20 protein-coding genes and 1 pseudogene are annotated in these 18,617 nt (G+C 57.2%); 8 read left to right on the forward strand and 13 right to left on the reverse strand.

Going from position 1 to position 18,617, the window contains the following annotated elements; all coding sequences use genetic code 11:
• Positions 1-61: 61 nt before the first annotated feature.
• Positions 62-262 (forward strand): annotated as a pseudogene (locus HY067_20915) (superinfection immunity protein).
• Between the two features lie 452 nt (positions 263-714).
• On the opposite strand, the gene HY067_20920 reads toward HY067_20915, so the two are convergent.
• The 7 genes from HY067_20920 to HY067_20950 all read right to left on the reverse strand — a co-directional run bounded on the left by HY067_20920 (position 715) and on the right by HY067_20950 (position 5,062).
• Positions 715-858, reverse strand: a complete 144-nt coding sequence (locus HY067_20920; protein ID MBI3530415.1) for a hypothetical protein — start codon at positions 856-858, stop codon at positions 715-717.
• A gap of 182 nt (positions 859-1,040) precedes the next feature.
• Positions 1,041-1,487 carry a hypothetical protein gene (locus HY067_20925; GenBank protein MBI3530416.1) on the reverse strand — a complete coding sequence of 149 codons (447 nt, stop codon included), beginning with the start codon at positions 1,485-1,487 and terminating at the stop codon, positions 1,041-1,043.
• 93 nt (positions 1,488-1,580) lie between these two features.
• Entirely contained in the window at positions 1,581-1,814 is a 234-nt protein-coding gene (locus HY067_20930; protein MBI3530417.1) for a hypothetical protein, read from the reverse strand.
• A gap of 350 nt (positions 1,815-2,164) precedes the next feature.
• Positions 2,165-2,338: a hypothetical protein gene (locus HY067_20935; protein MBI3530418.1), complete on the reverse strand. Its 174-nt coding sequence runs from the start codon at positions 2,336-2,338 to the stop codon at positions 2,165-2,167.
• 247 nt (positions 2,339-2,585) lie between these two features.
• A complete protein-coding gene (locus tag HY067_20940; GenBank protein MBI3530419.1) occupies positions 2,586-3,557 on the reverse strand; it encodes a hypothetical protein in 972 nt (323 codons plus the stop codon).
• A 59-nt stretch (positions 3,558-3,616) separates the two neighbouring features.
• On the reverse strand, positions 3,617-3,775 hold the full coding sequence (locus HY067_20945) for a hypothetical protein (protein MBI3530420.1): 159 nt from the start codon (positions 3,773-3,775) through the stop codon (positions 3,617-3,619).
• 231 nt (positions 3,776-4,006) lie between these two features.
• Entirely contained in the window at positions 4,007-5,062 is a 1,056-nt protein-coding gene (locus HY067_20950) for an amidohydrolase family protein (GenBank protein ID MBI3530421.1), read from the reverse strand.
• A gap of 297 nt (positions 5,063-5,359) precedes the next feature.
• Between HY067_20950 and HY067_20955 the strand changes: the two genes are divergently transcribed.
• Entirely contained in the window at positions 5,360-5,653 is a 294-nt protein-coding gene (locus HY067_20955; GenBank protein ID MBI3530422.1) for a type II toxin-antitoxin system HigB family toxin, read from the forward strand.
• A 10-nt stretch (positions 5,654-5,663) separates the two neighbouring features.
• Positions 5,664-6,038 carry a helix-turn-helix domain-containing protein gene (locus HY067_20960; protein ID MBI3530423.1) on the forward strand — a complete coding sequence of 125 codons (375 nt, stop codon included), beginning with the start codon at positions 5,664-5,666 and terminating at the stop codon, positions 6,036-6,038.
• A gap of 366 nt (positions 6,039-6,404) precedes the next feature.
• Here HY067_20960 and HY067_20965 read toward each other — a convergent pair whose 3' ends face one another.
• The 5 genes from HY067_20965 to HY067_20985 all read right to left on the reverse strand — a co-directional run bounded on the left by HY067_20965 (position 6,405) and on the right by HY067_20985 (position 10,928).
• Complete coding sequence (locus HY067_20965) at positions 6,405-7,589, reverse strand: GGDEF domain-containing protein (protein MBI3530424.1); 1,185 nt, start codon at positions 7,587-7,589, stop codon at positions 6,405-6,407.
• Between the two features lie 190 nt (positions 7,590-7,779).
• Positions 7,780-8,109 carry a hypothetical protein gene (locus HY067_20970; GenBank protein MBI3530425.1) on the reverse strand — a complete coding sequence of 110 codons (330 nt, stop codon included), beginning with the start codon at positions 8,107-8,109 and terminating at the stop codon, positions 7,780-7,782.
• A 228-nt stretch (positions 8,110-8,337) separates the two neighbouring features.
• Positions 8,338-8,736, reverse strand: coding sequence for a GFA family protein (locus tag HY067_20975; protein ID MBI3530426.1), 399 nt, complete (start codon positions 8,734-8,736; stop codon positions 8,338-8,340).
• 90 nt (positions 8,737-8,826) lie between these two features.
• Entirely contained in the window at positions 8,827-9,459 is a 633-nt protein-coding gene (locus tag HY067_20980; protein ID MBI3530427.1) for a hypothetical protein, read from the reverse strand.
• A 179-nt stretch (positions 9,460-9,638) separates the two neighbouring features.
• Complete coding sequence (locus HY067_20985; protein MBI3530428.1) at positions 9,639-10,928, reverse strand: beta-lactamase family protein; 1,290 nt, start codon at positions 10,926-10,928, stop codon at positions 9,639-9,641.
• 457 nt (positions 10,929-11,385) lie between these two features.
• Here HY067_20985 and HY067_20990 point away from each other — a divergent pair, with 457 nt between their 5' ends.
• From HY067_20990 to HY067_21010, 5 genes are all read left to right on the forward strand, one after another.
• Positions 11,386-11,664 carry a type II toxin-antitoxin system RelE/ParE family toxin gene (locus HY067_20990; GenBank protein MBI3530429.1) on the forward strand — a complete coding sequence of 93 codons (279 nt, stop codon included), beginning with the start codon at positions 11,386-11,388 and terminating at the stop codon, positions 11,662-11,664.
• Positions 11,664-11,966, forward strand: a complete 303-nt coding sequence (locus HY067_20995; GenBank protein ID MBI3530430.1) for a HigA family addiction module antidote protein — start codon at positions 11,664-11,666, stop codon at positions 11,964-11,966. The genes HY067_20990 and HY067_20995 overlap by 1 nt, the downstream gene beginning before the upstream one ends.
• Positions 11,967-12,192: 226 nt before the next feature.
• A complete protein-coding gene (locus HY067_21000) occupies positions 12,193-12,630 on the forward strand; it encodes a Dabb family protein (GenBank protein ID MBI3530431.1) in 438 nt (145 codons plus the stop codon).
• Positions 12,631-12,903: 273 nt separating this feature from the next.
• Complete coding sequence (locus HY067_21005) at positions 12,904-14,637, forward strand: hypothetical protein (GenBank protein MBI3530432.1); 1,734 nt, start codon at positions 12,904-12,906, stop codon at positions 14,635-14,637.
• 305 nt (positions 14,638-14,942) lie between these two features.
• The gene (locus HY067_21010; GenBank protein ID MBI3530433.1) at positions 14,943-16,985 is read left to right on the forward strand and encodes a hypothetical protein; all 2,043 of its coding nucleotides are present in this window, start codon (positions 14,943-14,945) and stop codon (positions 16,983-16,985) included.
• 208 nt (positions 16,986-17,193) lie between these two features.
• On the opposite strand, the gene HY067_21015 is transcribed toward HY067_21010, so the two are convergent.
• Entirely contained in the window at positions 17,194-18,408 is a 1,215-nt protein-coding gene (locus tag HY067_21015; protein MBI3530434.1) for an RtcB family protein, read from the reverse strand.
• Between the last annotated feature and the right edge of the window lie 209 nt (positions 18,409-18,617).

Consider the following 18,617-nt stretch of genomic DNA (forward strand, 5'->3'; position numbering starts at 1 on the left):
TCTGCTTGCGCACCCGGGGCATCCGGCGGAGGTCGCACGCTCATTACGCTTCCCGCGCTCCATGACTGAAGCATTAGGCAAGGTTTTTCCGGGCATCGAGGGATGGCTCATCGTGCTGGTGCCGTTGTTCCTGATCGCTTACTTCATTCCGTTCTTCGTCGCCGCCGGCCGTAAGCACCGCTTCAGTGCCGCGATCGGGCTGATCAATCTGCTGCTCGGCTGGACGGTTATCGGCTGGCTGGCCGCCATCATCTGGGCGGTCAACCGGGATGTGCGGGAACAGGGGGAAGACTCCGCGCCTTCGGGACCGCCGTATTTTCTGAACGAACCCCGACTGAACGAACGCAGCATCGACAATCAGGCCATCGAAACCGGCTCCACCAAGAAATGCCCGTTCTGCGCGGAAGCGATCAAGGCGGAAGCACTCGTCTGCCGATACTGCGGCCGGGATGTCGTTGCTACGGCGACGGGTGCGCATCAGGCGAGCACGGTGAATCCCGCGTCGATGGAGAAAAACCTCGAGGAATTGCAGGCGCTGCTGAAAGACCGCGAGGAAAGCGCCGAGCAGAGATTCGCGGAAGTCGAGCCCGCGATGAACTACGTGGCTCCGCAGGAGGAGATCGCAAGCGGTGACGTCTCGGCGGAAGTCGCGCAGCAGCTTTCAGGCTGGAAGAAGTTCGGGTGAGGCCGTAGGGACGTCCCTGCTTTTCCCCCTTACTTCATCTTGCTGCGTACATTCTGGTCCCGGATCGCTTTCCGACGGATGTCCCTGGCCTTCTTGTTCCGGGCCATTTCCGCGGGTGTGTAACGGACAAGCGGCTCGACTGCGGGGGTCTTTACCGGTTTTACTGCGTTCATGGGGATCTCCTGGTTGGAGACCCAATATACAGAGTCGCTGCCGGCAAGTATGTTTAATCTCCAAGCGGGAGCCGGGATCGCAGTGAAGGGGTAACGGGTGGCAAAAGCAGCGAGGGCGTGAAGGGTACAGACCTCCAAAACCCAGTCCCTTGCGCATATCCCGTCACCTCCGTGGTGACGCGTCACAACATAGCGCCAAGCGATCTGTCGCCGTACTGCTGCCTTTGGTTCGCAACCTGAAAGAAGCGTGCCGGATCGTTTTCGAGAATCAGCTTCTGAGCCAGCATGAGATCCGGGATCGGCACCGTGATATCGGGAACCGCGCAGTAGGCAATCCCGCTCTCCACACTCAGTACGTTGAATACACAGCGCTGCAAGATCTGGAAACGCCCCAAACCGCGGGCATCTACGGTGAAGTAACCGTAACGCAGGAACTCATCCCGCTGTGCGGTGCGCAGCACCCGAAGCAACAACTGCATGGCGCGAGCCTCGGCAGTCGCGTTCGCTCCGGGTGCTCGCACGAACAATCCGCTGGTCGCCATGGCGTCGTCCTCATCATAGAACAGGCGACGAGCGCCGCGGCGTAAAGGCTGGAGCACCCTCGGGATTCCGTTGACGCAACGTTCCATTACCTCCTCCAGAGGTTCGATAGCCCACATAACGCCGTCCCTGGGGCAACTGGTGCGGGCCAGCCAACAACGTTGCCGCCCAGAGACAGGCTTTCAGCCGCCGACAATGCGCGGAACAACGACCGTCTCGTCTTCCAGTGCGGAGAAATCGCTGACTTTCTGATCCGTCTTGCCGCCTGCCCGGTTTACGCCGAACGCGACCGCCCCGGCCGCCAGACTGCTTTCGAACAGTCGCTGCGCTTCGGCCCGGGCCTCTGCCATCTCCTCGCTATCGTCGAAGCCGATCTCCCTGTCGCCGGAAGAATCCAGAAATCGAAGTATCTTCATGGTGGTGTCTCCTTTGTTCAATCAGTGTCAAAAGCTCCTTGCTCCGGCTGAAACGGCCGAGCGGCATCGAACCGGACAGGATATGTCCGTGCCCTGTATGTTTTTCAAAGCGTTTTTCACCCTGCCGCGGCGCGGCGAGGAAAGGCGGGGCAGGCTGATGTCGCAGAAACGCTGCGGCCTGATACCGGAACCAGGAATGCGGGTGCCAATCATGATTAAACTCCTTTGACCACTCGGCGTGCATCGGCCGCGCAGTCAACTGCTTGTTTAACCGACAAACAGGTGCAGTAAACTCGCCACTGCTTCGGAAGCGAGCAATGCCGCACCCGTTTACTTCGACCCTGCCCTTTTCAAAATGGTTGCAATGCCGTGTTGCGTGGAGCCAGATGACGCGGCGCCGGAGGCAAAAACAGGGGGAGGAACAGGTTCGCTTCTGCTTTTCCTTTCCCCTGAATGGTCCAGTCCAGCCGGCTGGCGCGGGTGAGTTGCTCCTGGGTCTCGTGACCGGGGTGATGCGCGAACATGCCGTGCGGCTGAGCGGCGTGGCTAGGGGCTAGGGGCTAGGGGCTAGAAAAGTCTAATCGGACTCGGTCTTCTTACTTCCAACTTTATGGCCCTAGGCCATGTGGACCTTTCAGCTTTCCCCTCTGCCATCGGCGGGGAGCGCTTTGTTCCACCTAACTTCGGGACGACGTAATAAAGTTGAAAGGGGTTTATGCACACTGCAGGCTTGATCAGATTGGTTCCACGATTGGCTCTGTTCTGCCCGTTCTACTTCAGCTCTATGCCGAGCTTTTTTCGAAATTGCCGGTGGTTGGTGGGGCGCTCGCGGGCCGAGAAGTAATCTTGCGGGAACCACACGAGCTTGAACGTGGCCTTCTTCTTCTCCGGATTCACGTCGTCGAGAATCAGCGAGAAACGCGTGCCGTCCGCGAGCAGCGTGTTGTCGGTAAACGGGAAGTCGAACCACGTGAGCCGGAAGTCGTAATCCGCGGAGACCGTCTTCCCCTCGCCGTCGGGCGCCTTGCCGCTGATCCTCATCGAAACCGCGAAGTCCTGGTCCGCCCATTTTTCGGGCGTCGAAACCGTGAAGGCGAGCGTGTAAAGCCCGTTCGGAGAATCGACGCCGATGAGGTCGCCAAAATATTTGCTGACCAGCGAACACGGGGACACCGGCTTGTCTTCCGTGGAACTGCGCGCCGTGGCCTCACTCAGATCCAGCCGATAGACGCACGCCTGTTGCGCGGCTGGCACGCTACCGTCGGCCTGCGTGAGCATGGCGAGCTGCCGCTGCAGGACCCGGCGTGCGACCGACCGTAGCGATTCACGCGGATCGCCTCTCCGGCTCCCCGTCATCTCCCTGACCGGCTCGTGCGCGAGACGATCGTCGACATGATTCATCACCGGCTTCAGCTCGAAATGCTCGTGGAAGTTGAGTGCGAGGAGCTCTACGAGTAGCCGCTCGCGATCGACAGGTATTTCCCCATTGAGTTTTTCCTGGCCCAGCATCTGGCCGATCAGGTCGTGGAACATGTTCGCGCGCAACGAGCTGTCCGCCTGTTCCCGCTGACTCAGCAAGTTTGAGGCGGTCATGGAGGACTGAAACGAGCTCGCAATGATCGTAGTGCCCACCACCGCGCCGGCTGCAATCAGCTTCGCTGCCACGTCGAAGAATGGCAACAGTCTGGCTGCCAGTCCACTCGGCGCGTTGTTGGCAGGGGCGGGCGGGGCATTCGAACTCATGATCGGGTTTTCGACGGCAGATGCATGTATGTAGAGGGAAGCAGGCGAAGAGCCTCAGATCACGCCTTCACCCACTTGCCATCCGCCGTGCATCTGAACCCGTTGACCACTTCGTCCGTACGATAAGTCCTGCCATCCTTGTAACAGTCTGCGGATGCGGCTGAAACGGTGCCCGCAAACAAGATCAGGAGCAAACAGGCAATCGGCAAGCGTTTCATGGCGTTCCTCTCTTTCGTACCGATATGAACGATCAATCCCCGTGGCAACGTCAACAGGTTAACTGCACGACTAATACAGATGCCTTACGGATCGGTTGAAACCCAACGGGCTGGTGATTGCCAAAGTCCAGTTCTTACTTCCACTCTTTTGGCTCCGGCTAACGCGTCGGCCGTGTCATGGGTGCGTTGCGCGAGAAAACCCCGGTCTGAGCCGGTGGCTCCTGCACAGCCTCATTTGCGGATCTGCCTGGCTTCCCATGCCCTCACTTTCTGCCGGGCTGCATCGAAGATGCGCTCGAAGTTCCGCGACTTCACCTTGCTCGCCGTCTCTGCGTCCAGGCGCTCCCACAGGCGCTGATAGGCGTCGAACGCCTTGAGATAGTCGGCCTGTGACTTGGGTGCAACGGTATCGCTCCCGAACAGGAATCGATCGGGATATTGCTTCAGCAGTTTCACCCACGCATCCAGAGTAGCGTCGTCGGCCACAATCCATTTGGCCACCTCGTCCCAGGAGATATCGAAGTTCACGTGCGAGAACTCGTCGCTGCCGAGCATCTCCCGAAGCAACTCGAGATGATCGGCGGTTGGCTTGACGAACCGGCCCAGCCCGGTGTGCGCCCAGATGATGGAAGTGCCCTTGTGGGCGCGAAAAACGGTCTTGAGATCGTCGAAATGCGCGGGCCGGCCGGGAGCGGGACGCACGGTGTTGATATCGTTGTGGAGGATCACGACCAGGCCGGTCTCGCCTGCGAACGTCAGTATCTTGTCCAGCGCCGGATTCAGCAGGCTCGCGGTGTGGCCTGACACTTTCGAGGAAACGAATTCCTTGTGGACGGAAAACTCGCCGATGCCCGAGAAAACGCCCGGATACATCAGCAGCACTCGGCGTATATGATCTGCCGCGTACATGTCCGTCGGGTTGAACCCGGTGATCATGGGATCGATCCGCTTGCGATCCTGCGGAGGCAGATGCAGATATTGATCCGCGATGATCGCGTCCGTGAACGAGTAGTAATAGAGCTCGGCATCCGAGAGCAGATAGTAGTCGGGAGCACGCGGTCCCGATTCGAAAGAGTCCCACTTCTGCTGCAACGGAATGCCGAACACGGCGGCCCGCCCGGTCCGGTCACCCATGATTTTCAGGAACTCGGTCAGGCTGAGGCCTTCCTGGATGTAGTTTGTCAGGTGAAAGTGGGAGTCGTTGAAGTCGTGGGCCGCGCCTCTGTTCGCAAAGCCCGCGAGGACGAGCACGAGCGCCGCGGACACAAGCAGTGAACTTTGTCGCATTTGTCGTCTACCTAGTTACGGAAAAAGTCGGAGTTGCGAGGATACCAAACTGCGCCGGAAGGCGTGCTTGCACCGCTTGATGCGGCGGTAGAAATTCACGCGGTCCGCGGGTGACGCGAGGCTTGCCGGGGGCGTGCGCTTGTGTCCTGTGTCGGGCATTCAATCCGCGATTGAATACGTCGATTCTCGTCAGGTTTCAGCCGCAAATCAGCGGAACAGGACCCTGGATATCCGACCGCCCTGTGACGGGTAAATAATGATTTGCTCCCACAACGGGAGCATGGTAGTTTAAGTGCCATGCGGATCATCGCACTCAAGACGCTGCGTGATTTCTGGGGGAAGCATCCGCAGGCTGAGGTACCGCTCCGCGCATGGCACGCGGTGTCGAGCCGCGCGGACTGGCGAAATCCGGCGGACGTGAAGGCGGCCTATCGGACAGCGAGTTTTCTGGGTGGAAATCGAGTGGTATTCAACATCAAAGGCAACGACTTCTGTCTGGTCGTCGCCGTGCACTACAACCGCGGACTGATGTTTATTCGATTTATCGGCACGCATCGGGAGTATGACCGTATCAATGCCGAAGAAATTTGAGGACTGAGTGATGAACTTGCGACCGATCAGAACCAGGCGCGATCACCTTGCGGCGCTGAAGGAAGTCGAATCCCTGTGGAATGCTCCGGCGGGTTCGAAGGAGTCAGACCGGCTTGAAGTGCTGACGCTGCTGATCCAGGCGTACGAGTCGGAGCACTACCCCATCCCCGATCCGGAACCGATCGAATTCCTGCTCCATGTCATGGAAGCCCGCGGACTGACCCGGAAGGACCTTGAACCGTACATCGGTTCACGGGCTCGCGTAGCCGAGGTACTCAATCGCGTACGTCCGTTGACGCTCGAAATGATTCGTCGCCTGTCCGAAGGATTGGGCATTCCTGCGGATGTCCTGGTACGCCGGTACGAGTTGACCGAAGCAGCCTGAATGTCGATGGTAGCCAATTTCGTGGGGTTTTCAGCCACGAATCAGCGGAACAGGACACTAACGTTGTGAAGAGCCTAGGGCGCAAACGCCTGGAAGCCAGAGGCTGGAAAGTCGGCACTGCCAGGAGATTTCTCGAACTGACGGACCAGGAAGAAGCCTACGTAGAGCTTCGTCTCAAACTCGCCGATGCGTTGAAGCGGCAACGCATGCGTCGCAACCTGACTCAGGCGGATCTGGCAAGAACCATCAAGTCCAGCCAGTCGAGTGTGGCAAAAATGAAAGCGGGCGATGCCTCCGTCTTTCCCGATCTTCCGGTGCGGTCGCGGCGAGCGATGGGCGCCACCCACAACGACCTCGCGAAGATCATCACGCGTTCGCGCCTTGACCCTCCGCTACCACCGCGATCAAAGGGGCCACCACCGTGCAATTGCGGCCCTGGTCCTTTGCGCGGGAAATGGCTTCGTCGGCCGCGTGCAACACCGCATCGAGATCAGCCCCACGTTCGCCCACAGCAACGCCGACACTGACGGTTGCGCCTATCTGCCTGTCGTCCACGACACAGGCCTGTTTCTGAATGGCCTGCCGTGCGCGCTCCGCGATACCGAGAGACTCCTTTTCGGCGGTCATGGGCATCATCAGAAGGAATTCCTCCCGGTCGTAGCGGCCGACCTTGTCATAGGGCCGGACGTTCTTGCGGATCACCCCAGCCGCCCACTTGAGCATCTGGTCACCCGCGCGTTGGCCGTGTTCATCGATCACGTTCTCGAAGTTATCCATTCCGAAAATGGCGATGCTGAACGGGGTCCTCGCGCGATGGCTGCGTGAATGCTCCCCTTCGATTTCGGCGATGATGGTCAGGCGGTTGCTCAAGCCGGTTACCACGTCGACCATCCCTGTGGTTTCCATCGTGGCATAGAGTTGCGAGACCTCCAGCCACAATACGCACACGGTCAGGAAGGCCAGGCTCACGGCCCAAACAAGGACCAGCGCTGGCGAGCCGAACTCCGACGGCAATTCGTTCCCGGTAACCGGCGGCAACGCCTCGAGGATCGACGTCGCAGCCACTGCGAATAGCAGCACCGCCACCGCCGCGGCGGGCGCGGCGATTCGGCTGCCGCGGACATTACTCCAGATATCCCAGGCAGCCCGCGCAACAACGCCGCTTACCAGAATCAAAATCGTGTTGGCGTGACCGAGCGGACTCGGATAGGTAAAGGTGAAGAAAATCCATCCGAACAGCGCAATACCGATAACGGACAAGTCGAGTACCGTACCGGGTCCCTTGATGCCGCAGATCCGGTTGAGCGCGCGAACCATCATCAGGACTGCGCAAAGGACGCCGGTCCACCCGGCATACAGCAGCGCGACATTCCGGGTCAAGGCGTAGACATAGAGCAAAGCGTAACCTGCGCCGAATGCCAGCGTGGCGGCGCCCCACAGGCCGGCACCCCGGACACCGGGCTGCAGGTGCGAAAACACGACGGAAAGAACCCCCAGCCCAAAACCGATGGCGATGGTCAGGAGAACCAGTGTCGAAATATCCAGGGTCATGGCCGGGCGCAACAGAGCTTTCCGAATTCATTCTACACACTAACATTCAGGACGAAATGGTTACCGCGAAACTCTTGTGCTCCCGACTCGACCCTTTGGCAACCCCGAGCCGCTGTGGAAGTCGGGGACGTTGGAAAACATGGAGAGATCGCGCGCGGACATTTACCAACACTTGATGGAAATTGCTCGTTCAGCGAGTCGTTGCGAATGCGAAGTCGCTGATGTGAGATCCGCCTTCGGATTCCTGCCGGGAAAGCGGGGCGAATCGCGCTCCCGTTCCGAGATCCGCCACGTGCGGGGTCGCTTTTAATTTGGGCTGGCCCATGCTGTGCTCCCAAAACACAAAGCGGCGCTTTTGTTCGTGCCAGCGGCCGATGGTCGTCAGATCGTCCAGCAATCCGTTGTAGTAAGCCCCGTGCAGCAACGAATTCAGTGGCAGCACCTTGCGTTCGAGCAACGCCTTTTGCGCCGCGGTGAGCTGGGGCTTCGCTTGTGCGACCAGCATTGAAAACTCGGCCATGTTTGCACTCCTTTCGGTTCGCAGAATCCACCCTGTCCTGTCTTCTCGGGTGTCCCGCGGTGTAGGCGGTATGGGCCTATTCGACGCGCATTTCACCCGCGAGGACAGGGAAATCCGCCCTATGGCGGCTATGGCATGACAGACGGTACCGAAGCCAGAGGCCGCAGTAAGGAACGGCCAAAAACGGGGAACGAACGGTAGAGAAAACGGCTGCCGACAAATGAATTGTCAGCCTTGCGGTCGCTCGGAATACTGCGGCAGAGCATCGTGGATCTCGAACCAGTCGGCTTTGGACGCCACAAATATGTGGGCCCCGGGTCCTTCGGATAGGGGTGTATCGAGGGTACCGAGACGGACGCGAACCTGCGGGAAATTCTCGCGGCGACTCATGATAGGAGAACCGCAATTCGAGCAAAATGTGCGATGCATGCCTTCGCTGGAACTGAAGCTGCGAAGCGATCCCTCGCCCTGGACAATGACGAAGTCCTTTGCGGAGACGACAACATTCGAGGCAAATGCCGATCCGCTTGCCTTACGGCAGCGCGAGCAATGACAGTAAAAGGCCGGGCCGAGCTCGCCACGAATCTCGTACTTCACGGCGCCACAAAGACAGCTACCTGTGTGCATTGATGCTCCTCTTGGGGTAAACGTTCCGCTTGACCGGCCCGACGCAGCGGCTCGAAGCGACGCTGTGTAGGGTCCGTGTCGAACCGGAGGTTAGGCGTCATTCGGTACAACCCGTGCAGCCATAGTACGAATAACGGCGAGGCGCTCCTCTTTGGCGGCGGTGAAGGCCTGGGCAATATATGGCATGACAGTCGGCGTGGCTTTTGCCATGAGCGCGTGCATGTCAATCGAGTTCAAGTCGGCATTCCTCAGCAGTTGCTCGATTGCAGAACTGGCGCCTCCGATGTGAGCGGATGAGGCAGACGAGTGCAGCAGAAGGTTTCGGTAGGTAGCAATCTTGTCAGCGGCTTCTTCGCCGAAGTAGAGGCGTACCGAGATTTCGGGAACCTCCAGCTCGCTTAAGAGATCGTGAAACCTAGCTTGATATTCGCTGTAGTCCTTCATGAACTCGTTCGCGGCGGCGGAGCTTTGAGCGCGAGCGAAAGCATCCGAGCAAGCAAGCGTGTAAACGGTTTGCATGGCAAGACGCATGGCGTCATTCAGCGTCTTGGGGACCTCTTGCAGCAGCCGAATCTGTTCTTTCAACATGGCCTCAGACCGCTGAATCTTGAATTGCTTGATCCAGTTTCTGTGGCCTAGCCACGCCGTGAATGCCGCGACGAGCATCGCCACAACTGCCGTCACGTAAGGTGCGATCGCTTTGACGAACTCTAGCGCGTCCATTTTCCCAGGACTCCTCTTAGACCTCGCAAATGACCCCTAACTTCTATTTATCCTGCATCGCCTCCGGATAACACGGCGTTGTTGGGATAATCTAGAGACGATGTTCGGATAACACAGCGGTGCGGAATAACAAGGCACTTGTAATATTTCCTTCAATTAGCCCCGCCCCCTGCGCGCCGTCACTCCACGATCGACTGAACCACCAGGGTCTTGAACGACGTCGCGAACGGCAGCAGTTGCTTCACCGACTGCATCATGTACACGCCGACCAGTTCTTCCTTCGGGTCCACCCAGAAGTAGGTCCCGGCGTAGCCGGCCCAGTAGTACTCGCCGACCGAGCCGTCCATCGGGTTCAGCGCGGTGGGGGCACGCGGGCCGTCGGTGCGCACCGCGCCGAGCAGGCCGAAGCCATGGCTCGGGCCGGGCAGGTAGAACGGGCCGTGGTCGATGCCCGGTCCGACCTGGTCCGTGGTCATCAGCTCCACCGTCTTCTTGCCGAGGATTCGGGAGCCGTCCAGCGAGCCGCGGTTCAACAGCATGTGCGCGAAGCGCGCATAGTCCATGACCGTCGACGTCAGGCCCTGGCCGCCGGCCTCGAATTTCACCGGCTTGGTGGGATCGGTGTATTGGAGGATCAGCCCCTTCTTGTCGTCATCGAAGGGTTCGACGAAGCGCGCAACTTTGTCGGGCGCGACGCGGAAAGCGGTGTCGGTCATGCCCAGCGGTTTGGAGATGCGCTTCTCGAAGAACTCCCCGAGCGTCATGCCGGACACCACCTCGATCAGGCGCCCGAGCACATCGGTCGAGCGGCTATACCACCATGTGGTGCCGGGTTCGTACTTCAGCGGGATCTTGCTGATGCGCGTGACCAGTTCGGCGTTCGTGATCTCCATATCGTCGGCGCCGGCATCGAGGGACATCTGCTCGACCGGCCCGCCGCCCGGGAACGGCTTGAAGAACCCGTACGTGAACCCGGAGGTGTGCAGCAGCAGATCCAGCACGCGGATCGGATTCTTCGCCGGCCGGGTCTGGACCTCGGCGGGTTCCTTGACGCTTCCAGCATTGGTCGCCACCTGCATCTTCGCCAATTCCGGCAGATACATCGAGACCGGGTCGGAGAGTTTGATCTTTCCTTCCTCCACCAGAATCATCGCCGCGACGCTGGTGATCGGCTTGGTCATCGAATAGACGCGAAAGATCGCATCGCGCGACATCGGCTTCTTCGTGTTCGGGTTCTGCACCCCATATGCATCGAAGTAGACAACCTTGCCGTGCCGCGCGACCAGCGCAACGTAGCCGGGGATTTCGCCGGCATCCACCTTCGCCCCGAGCACCTTGCGGATGTTCTCGAGCCGATCCGACGACAGACCGACCGATTCCGGCTTTGCGCGCGGAAGATCGGCGGCAAGTACGGTAACTGCGATTAACCAAAGAGCGAATGCAACGGCGAAGCGTCGAGCGAGTGACATGGCGGTCTCCTTTTTTCTTGTAAACAGGCAGAGACAAAATAGACCAGCGCACGGGCGGCGACAATCGAATCCGGTGATGCGATGCATCATGCAGGAACCGGTATCCCGGTTCCCCACAAGGGGGTACCGGCCTAAAAGAGTACTCCCGGCTTCGCCTGGGTATTCGGCCATGAGGGGCTAGGGGAAATTCAAAAACAACAAATCGTTTGGTTCCCAGTGCATGCGCTAAGAAAACAGGGTGAGGGGTTAGGGACTAGGGAAAAATCAAGAACAATAAATTCTTTAACCTTAGCCCCTAGTCCCTGCTCCATCCCTTATGGCCGTAGGCCGGTACCCCGTGGGAGCCCCTTTGCCCTCTCCACTTTCATCTTTCCTCTAAGGAGATCCTGCTCACTCGCTTTCTTGGCCAGTTCGATGCCTGTTGCAACGTGTAATGCCATGCATTACACTTTCTTTCGTGATCAGAACGTTTGCGCACAAGGGACTGCGTCGATTCTTCGAGCAGGACGACAGGCGGGGCATTTCCTCTGAACATGCTCCAAGGATCGCACGGATTCTGGACCGTCTCGACGCGTCACCGTCTCCGGCCGACATGAATTTGCCGGGCTTTCACTTTCATGAATTGACCGGGAAGCGGCGCGGCAGCTATTCCGTCAGGGTTTCCGGAAACTGGCGGATCACATTTCGTTTCGAAGGCGAAGATGCCTTCGATGTGGATTTGGAGGATTACCACTGATGAGTACCAAACGCCCGACCAAGAGACGGCCGACCCATCCCGGCGCAATTCTGCGCGAGGATGTGCTGCCGGCACTGAACATCACGCAAACCGAGTTCGCCAAACATTTGGGCGTCTCTCGCCTGACCGTCTCAGAAGTGCTGCACGAGAAACGGGCGCTTTCGCCCGACATGGCGCTCCGGCTCTCGAAGCTCTTGTCCACCAGTCCCGAGAGTTGGCTGAAGATGCAGCAGACGCTGGACATCTGGGAGTTGGAGCGGCAAGGTGACTACGAGAAAATCAAGGCGCTCAAGGCAGCCTAGCGTTTTTTAGAATTTGTTCAAAGCTTCAATCGTGGGGCAGACAGGGTAAGTCACTTGGCTTGGTGCTTTCGCTGGACGAACTGCAAAACAACCTGGCTGGTTGGCGATGGACAGGTCGAGGGTTTGAATCGAACATTCAACTTGGGTCTAGTGAGGCAGCGTCCTGCATCTGCGTTGTAAGCAGGCACGGCGGCCTTCCGGGCTCTTCAGCAAATCAGGAGAAGTCATGTCGTTCAGAACCAAACTCATAGTCGGTCTCGCAACTTTGCTCGTAGCAGGCACTGCTTTCGCCGACATCCAGCACATTGTCGTCTTCGGGTACAAAGCCGGCGTGTCAGCGGAAAAGAAAGCAGAGATCGCGACCCGGTTCCTGGCACTGAAGAATCTGGCCAAGCGAAACGGTCAGCCCTACATCATCTCGATCACTGGCGGTAAGGCCATCAGCAAAGAGGGTTTCGATCAAGGTCTGGAACAAGCCTTTGTCGTGACCTTCAAGAACGAAGCAGACCGTAACTTCTTCGTTGGAAAACCCTACTCCGACGCAATGGATCCCGCTCACGAAGCGTTGGCGCAAGTCGTCGTGCCCCTGGTGGCGGCAGACAGCACGGGGAAGCCAACCGGTCTGTTCGTCTTCGACTTTAGTGACGACCGTTCGGCGCGTTGACAACTGCTTCTTCGTTGTTGTCGGTATGCGAGATAGGAGATCAGTGATTGGTGATTGGTGCCCCGCAGGGGGATACCGGCCTGCGGCCATAACTGGTGACTGCAATTGGATTGGGGCTTCGGGTTAGTTCCTTGCGCAGTATCTCCCAGTTACCAATCACTAATCACCAATTACTATGCGGCAGCCCTTTCCCATTGACGCAGCCTGCGGCTGCGCTAGACAAGCGCCCCTTTTCAGTATTTCATATGCATACGCCTTGGGAGGGGCGACATCATGTCGTTGGCAATCTGCTCGTACTGCGGACGTGACAGTATGGCGGCAGAGGAGGTTAGAAAGTATAAGCCTTACCCTCGTGATTCCCTACAGTTCAGGCTAGGCAAGGGGCACGGACTTTTCCCTCAGTTTCGATGGGGTTGCGCAGCGCTGCTGTTCCTGGCTTTCGCGCGCTCGGTTGTTGCTTTCGAGGGTTACGAACACAAACACCTGGGCGATTTGGCGTTGCGAATTGCGGTCGACTACGCCGAGGTCGCGAAGTTGAAGAATTCCGAGAAAGATTTTTATTGGGCCTCGTTGTTCGATGAGCGCTGCGACAAACTTCATTCCGCTGTCCAGTCGTTTTACCGTACGCGATCCGGTTCCGTCTGTCCCCATATCGAATCCATGGCACCCTCTTATGGCGATTTGGTAAAACTCGTGGACTACATGAACTATCCGCATCAACTGTTAGAGAGTCCGGCTGCTCAAATGACGACCGGAATACCAAAAGACTTCAAGCAACTCAATCAACGATTGATTGAAGATGGGCATAAAAATTTGACTTTCGGAATGGCTCGGGCCGCGACCAACAATGAATATCATTTTCAAGCTGGATTATTCAATTTGTTGATCAGACTGCATAGTGAAGCCATCGATTTGTCCAGCAGAAATGAACTATTTGCAGCGCTGGTCACAAACGCACTGGCAGATCATTTTCTTCATGACTTCTTTGCTCCCGGCCATATCACGACCTCCCGAGAAAACTCCCACGATGCAGTCGCGCTCGGAATGCACGACACAGTGAATCGACTCGGTGCGCAGTTTGAAATTAGCCAAAACCAAGCTAAGTGGAAAGATGGACTGGAACCAATTCTCGATTTTATCCGCGACAATCATCGAATCATTCGAGGCAACTATGATTTATCCTTGGGAAATACTCGTTACACAGAAGATGAAATAGCGAGCGCTATCGCTAGTTTGGAGAAAGACCACAAAAGGTTAAAAGTTGTAGGCGACGATCTCCTTCAGACCAATGCGCGACAGCAATTGTTTATTCTTCTCGTAGAGATCCGAGCTTTGCTCGACATCCTCAATGCTGACTATCAAACAAATGGCGATCTATCTCCCGGGAGGAATAGCCTAGACGAATATGTCTGGACCGAATATGACGACTATAGACCTGACATTAAACCGAGGGCTGGCATTCCCTACGGGGAATACGATATCGACGTGAGATTGCTGTCCCGCGCATCAAATATCCTTATCGTTGCCATCGGAGGAGAAGCCCCAATCTCGGAGCTCAGTTCATCGCGCCTACTTTTGAATGCTGAGATCGTGCCCCTCGCGCTGATTGGTGAGTCAGAGTTTCTTCGTGCACACACCATCAACAAACCGACACAGCAGTGTCACGTCTTTAGTTTTTGCAACATAGGGCCGGCAATCGGTATCACCTTTATCAACGATACTAGATTCTCTGCTCTAGGTCCGAGCCTACGCATTATCAAAGCCTTCCCTAAAATAGATACACAGGTCAGCATTTACTATCAGCTACTGAAATACGATTTTCAGATGTCAGAAAGAAAATCGTCGTATGGCGTTCGGTTCGATACTGGATTCAGTCTCTACACCGCATTTATCGCATTGGGTAAAGGTTATTTTGTGGACAGCGAACAGCAGCTTCACTCGGATACCGTAGTGTCGTTTGGAATTGCTTTGGGTTTTCCACTGAGCCGGTTGCCTGTGCATTGGTAAATTCCGCCTACCGACGTACGGTGGGACTCGTCTAGCAGTACTGGGGAAACGGGGTCAGCCTGAGCCGCTTCGTGCGCACTCGCAGGTCAACAGCGCGCGCTGCCTTGCCGCCCTCATTCTGGATGTTTCGAACTCAACGACGCATCGAGCGGGTTGAAGGGATGGCGGCCGGGGAAGATACTGGATTTTTCTGAAGCCCCTGCCACCTGGACGTCACGAGATCGCCTTTGGCGGGAAGTACATCGGGGACGGGTTTACTCAGGACATAAAGTATTTGATCAACGTTCGGTGAGGCGGAGAGATTGTTGGAAGAGTTTTGTGCAATTATGCAGGCCAGACCCTTAGAGCACTCGCTTAGAGCACTCGGCGGTCACGAAACGGACCACCGAGCCGAGAAATGGAGTGATGAAGGTATGACTTCTCCCGAATCGAAAACGAATAGGCTATCCGCATTTGTCGGCCGCAGTTTTCTCGATGTGGACAAGCAAGTATGGCTTGAAATTAGAGAGATGCTTGAGTCGATGCGACCAGTCGGCTTTGTATTCGAAGACGCGAAGGAGGCACAGCCCAAGCCGGTGTCGGAGAAAGTCAGAGATGGCATTCAGAGGAACGACATTTACATCGCCATCCTCACTCGACGTCATTTGATTTGCAGCGAAATTAAAGCGGGCTTTTCTTTGGCGCGATTGTTTGGAAGTGCGAAGTCTAAGAGCCGTTGGACGGCATCGGAATGGATAGTCGAAGAAATTGGGTATGCAATTGGATTGAAAAAGTACGTGCTCCTTATGCTGGAGGAAGGAGTTTTGTTCCCGACGACTGATCTTGATGGGGACATGGAATGGATTTCCTTTCAGAGAGGGTCCGTAAACGCCTGTCAATCGCGGTTGACGCAGATAATTTCTCATCTTGTAAATGTGCGCATGCCGCTCCCCTTAGAAACCGCGCCTCCAGGTGAAAGTACTTCACCATCTGTTATTGAGGTAGCCGAAGAACATCAACCCACCTTTTTTGCTCAGGTGGAGGAAATCGCAGAGCTATCGATTTCTGATCCGAAAGAGGCGGATGTGAAGGAAGCGGATTTGCTTTCGAATTTTGAGGGCGATGAGATCTACGAGGAAATCAGGAACCTTATTCTCCGGAAACGTGCCATTGCTGGCGACCGATCTGCATTGAGCATGCTCTTGAGCAGAGCTGATAGCGATATCGAGAGCTTCTCTGCAGCATCGCATTTGTCGCAGTTTTATAAATATTTCGGACAGATCGAAAAGGCGATTGAGTGTGTTCTGAACGTGGTTGACCGGATGCCCGAACAAAAACAGTGGGATGCCTTAATGCGGCTTGCTGGTCTATATATGGGGAAAAAGGAATGGCGCAAGGCACAAGAATCCCTTGTGAGGGCGTGGAAGCTGTCGGGCGCAGCCCCCAGGAAAGTGGCAGTGATGCAGTTGGTTGCGGATATTGCCAAGGAGCAGGGCGATTTTGAGCTTGAGTTGGCGATGCTGGAGGCAGCGTTGGATGTTGACCCCATCAACAGCACTTTGCGATTTCGGCTGGGTTATGCATATTCAGCGTCGAGGCGCGATAAGTTGTCCGTCCTTCATTACAGAATTTACGTTGCCCAAACTGGCGACCCCGTGGGATGGAATAATTTGGGCATTTCGTACGCCTCTCTCAAATTGAACGGGCGCGAAATCATGGCCTACGATCAGGCGGAGGAGAAGAATTCTCTCGCGCGAGCAAATCTGGCGTGTGTATATCTTGAGCGCGGTTTTCTGATTAAAGCTGAGGAACTCGCAAATCAGGTGCTTTCATCAGACTCGAACGAGGGCAAGGAGCGCGCTGCATACGCGATCGGAAAAGTGAAGGAAGTGAGAGACGAGGAAGAAGGCACCGTTTCAAAAATAGCCGAAGAAACGTCGGCCGAGCGAGCATTTATGTTGGGTTATGCAGCGTCTTTTTTTTGCGATCAGCCCGTGTTTACGAGCGCAACTTTCACCGGACATTATGGAAAGTTAAACCTTGTAGTCACGGACGGAAAACTCAGCGCGACTGCCGAATCTCGGACGCGTGCTGGAGGCCTGATGGCGTTGGCCGCCCTTGGTGGAATTACGGGCGGGAATGGTGTTCAATTTGTCGTTCGACAAGATAGTATCCAGGCGTCTCTTCAAGGCCGCACCGCAAGGGGAAAATTGGAATCACGCACACGCATTGATAGCGAATCAGAGGGTGCTGCAAGAGTTGTAACGAGGAACATTTTTATGGCGATGTCAGAGGACTTGTCTAGTATTGAAGTAATGGAAGTCGAAGATAGTAAGGCGTCGATTTATAAGCTTCAGAGAGTCGCCTAAGGTGGACGCCATAAAGATAGTCGCTGCACTATGGGGCGAAAGGCTCGTCTTTTCAAATCTGTTGCCTCCCTGCACCGCCGCGTCAGAGCAGAGCGGGGAAAGCGGAAATTCAGGAAATTCGCGGGAAATTCGGGTCAGGCCTGTAGAACTGCATAAATGAAACGAGCATCAGTTGGTGCCCGTTTTATTTTTTTCACGCTTGGTAGTACTACCCCTTCACGCAGAGGATCTGCTTCAGGGTCGCAACGACCTCGACGAGGTCGGTCTGCGCCGCCATCACGGCATCGATGTCCTTGTACGCCGACGGGATCTCGTCGATCACGCCTTCGTCCTTGCGGCATTCGACGCCTGCCGTTTCGAGCGCCAGGTCCTTGCGGGTGAAGACTTTGCGCGCCTGAGTGCGGCTCATGCGACGGCCGGCGCCGTGCGAGCACGAGCAGTACGACGACGCCTCGCCCTTGCCGCGCACGATGAAGCTCTTCGCGCCCATCGAGCCCGGGATGATCCCCAGCTCGCCGGCGCGAGCGCTCACCGCGCCCTTGCGCGTCACCCAGATGTTCTCGCCGAAATGCTTTTCGATGCGCGCGTAGTTGTGGTGGCAGTTCGTGACTTCGCCGACGAAGCCGACCTCACGTCCGAGGTTCTTCGCGAGCGCCTTGTGCACGAGGTGCAGCATCAGATCGCGGTTGAGCGATGCGTACTCCTGTGCCCAACCGAGCCCTTCCACGTACGCCTCGAACTCCCGCGTCCCCTCGTCCAGCCACGCGAGGTCGCGATGCGGCAGGCTGCGGTCGATCCGTTCGGCTACTTTCTTGGCCATGTGCATCGCGCACTGGCCGATGGTGTTGCCGACGTTGCGCGAGCCCGAGTGCAGCATGATCCACACCGCACCTTCGGCGTCGAGGCAGATTTCCACGAAGTGGTTTCCGCCGCCGAGCGACCCGAGCTGGCGCCACATGCGCGGCTCGTCGAAGCGGCCCATCTCGTCGAGGATGCGCAGCTTCGGGAAACGCTCCTCAAGCTTCTGCATGCGATTCCCTAGGGTGAGTGCCTCGCGGGTTCCCTCGGGCGCCAGCGGCTGCCTGTGGAAGTTGATGCCCACGGGCACGTCGCGCTCGATCTGCGCGCGCAAACGGCTCAGGCTCTCGGGAAGATCGGCGGCGGCCAGGTCGGTTTTAACGGCAAGCATTCCGCAGCCGATGTCCACGCCCACCGCGGCCGGCACGATGGCCGCGCGCGTCGGGATGACTGTTCCGACGGTCGCGCCCTTGCCGAGGTGGACGTCGGGCATCACGACCACCGGTCCGGCCAGGATCGGGAGCTGCGTGACGTTGCGGATCTGCTCGATCGCATCCGCCTCGACTTCCATGTCGCCCGTCCAGAGGCGGGCGCCCGGAAGCATCCTCTCGTACTGCTCTTTCATCATGATCTTTCCCACTCCGGGTTGATGATATTGCAAATCGCGGACACAAGTCTCCCGCCCCCCCCTGCGCCCGCCACCATCTGCGGCGGGCGCCGACAAAACCGCATCCGGGTCGCCAAAAAACAAAAGCCCGGAGCTCTTTCGAGTCTCCGGGCTTCGCGGTGTGGCCACGATGACGCACGACCTCAGGCCATCGTCATCCTCCCGGA

The organism is Betaproteobacteria bacterium (assembly GCA_016194905.1).
Taxonomy (GTDB): domain Bacteria; phylum Pseudomonadota; class Gammaproteobacteria; order Burkholderiales; family JACQAP01; genus JACQAP01.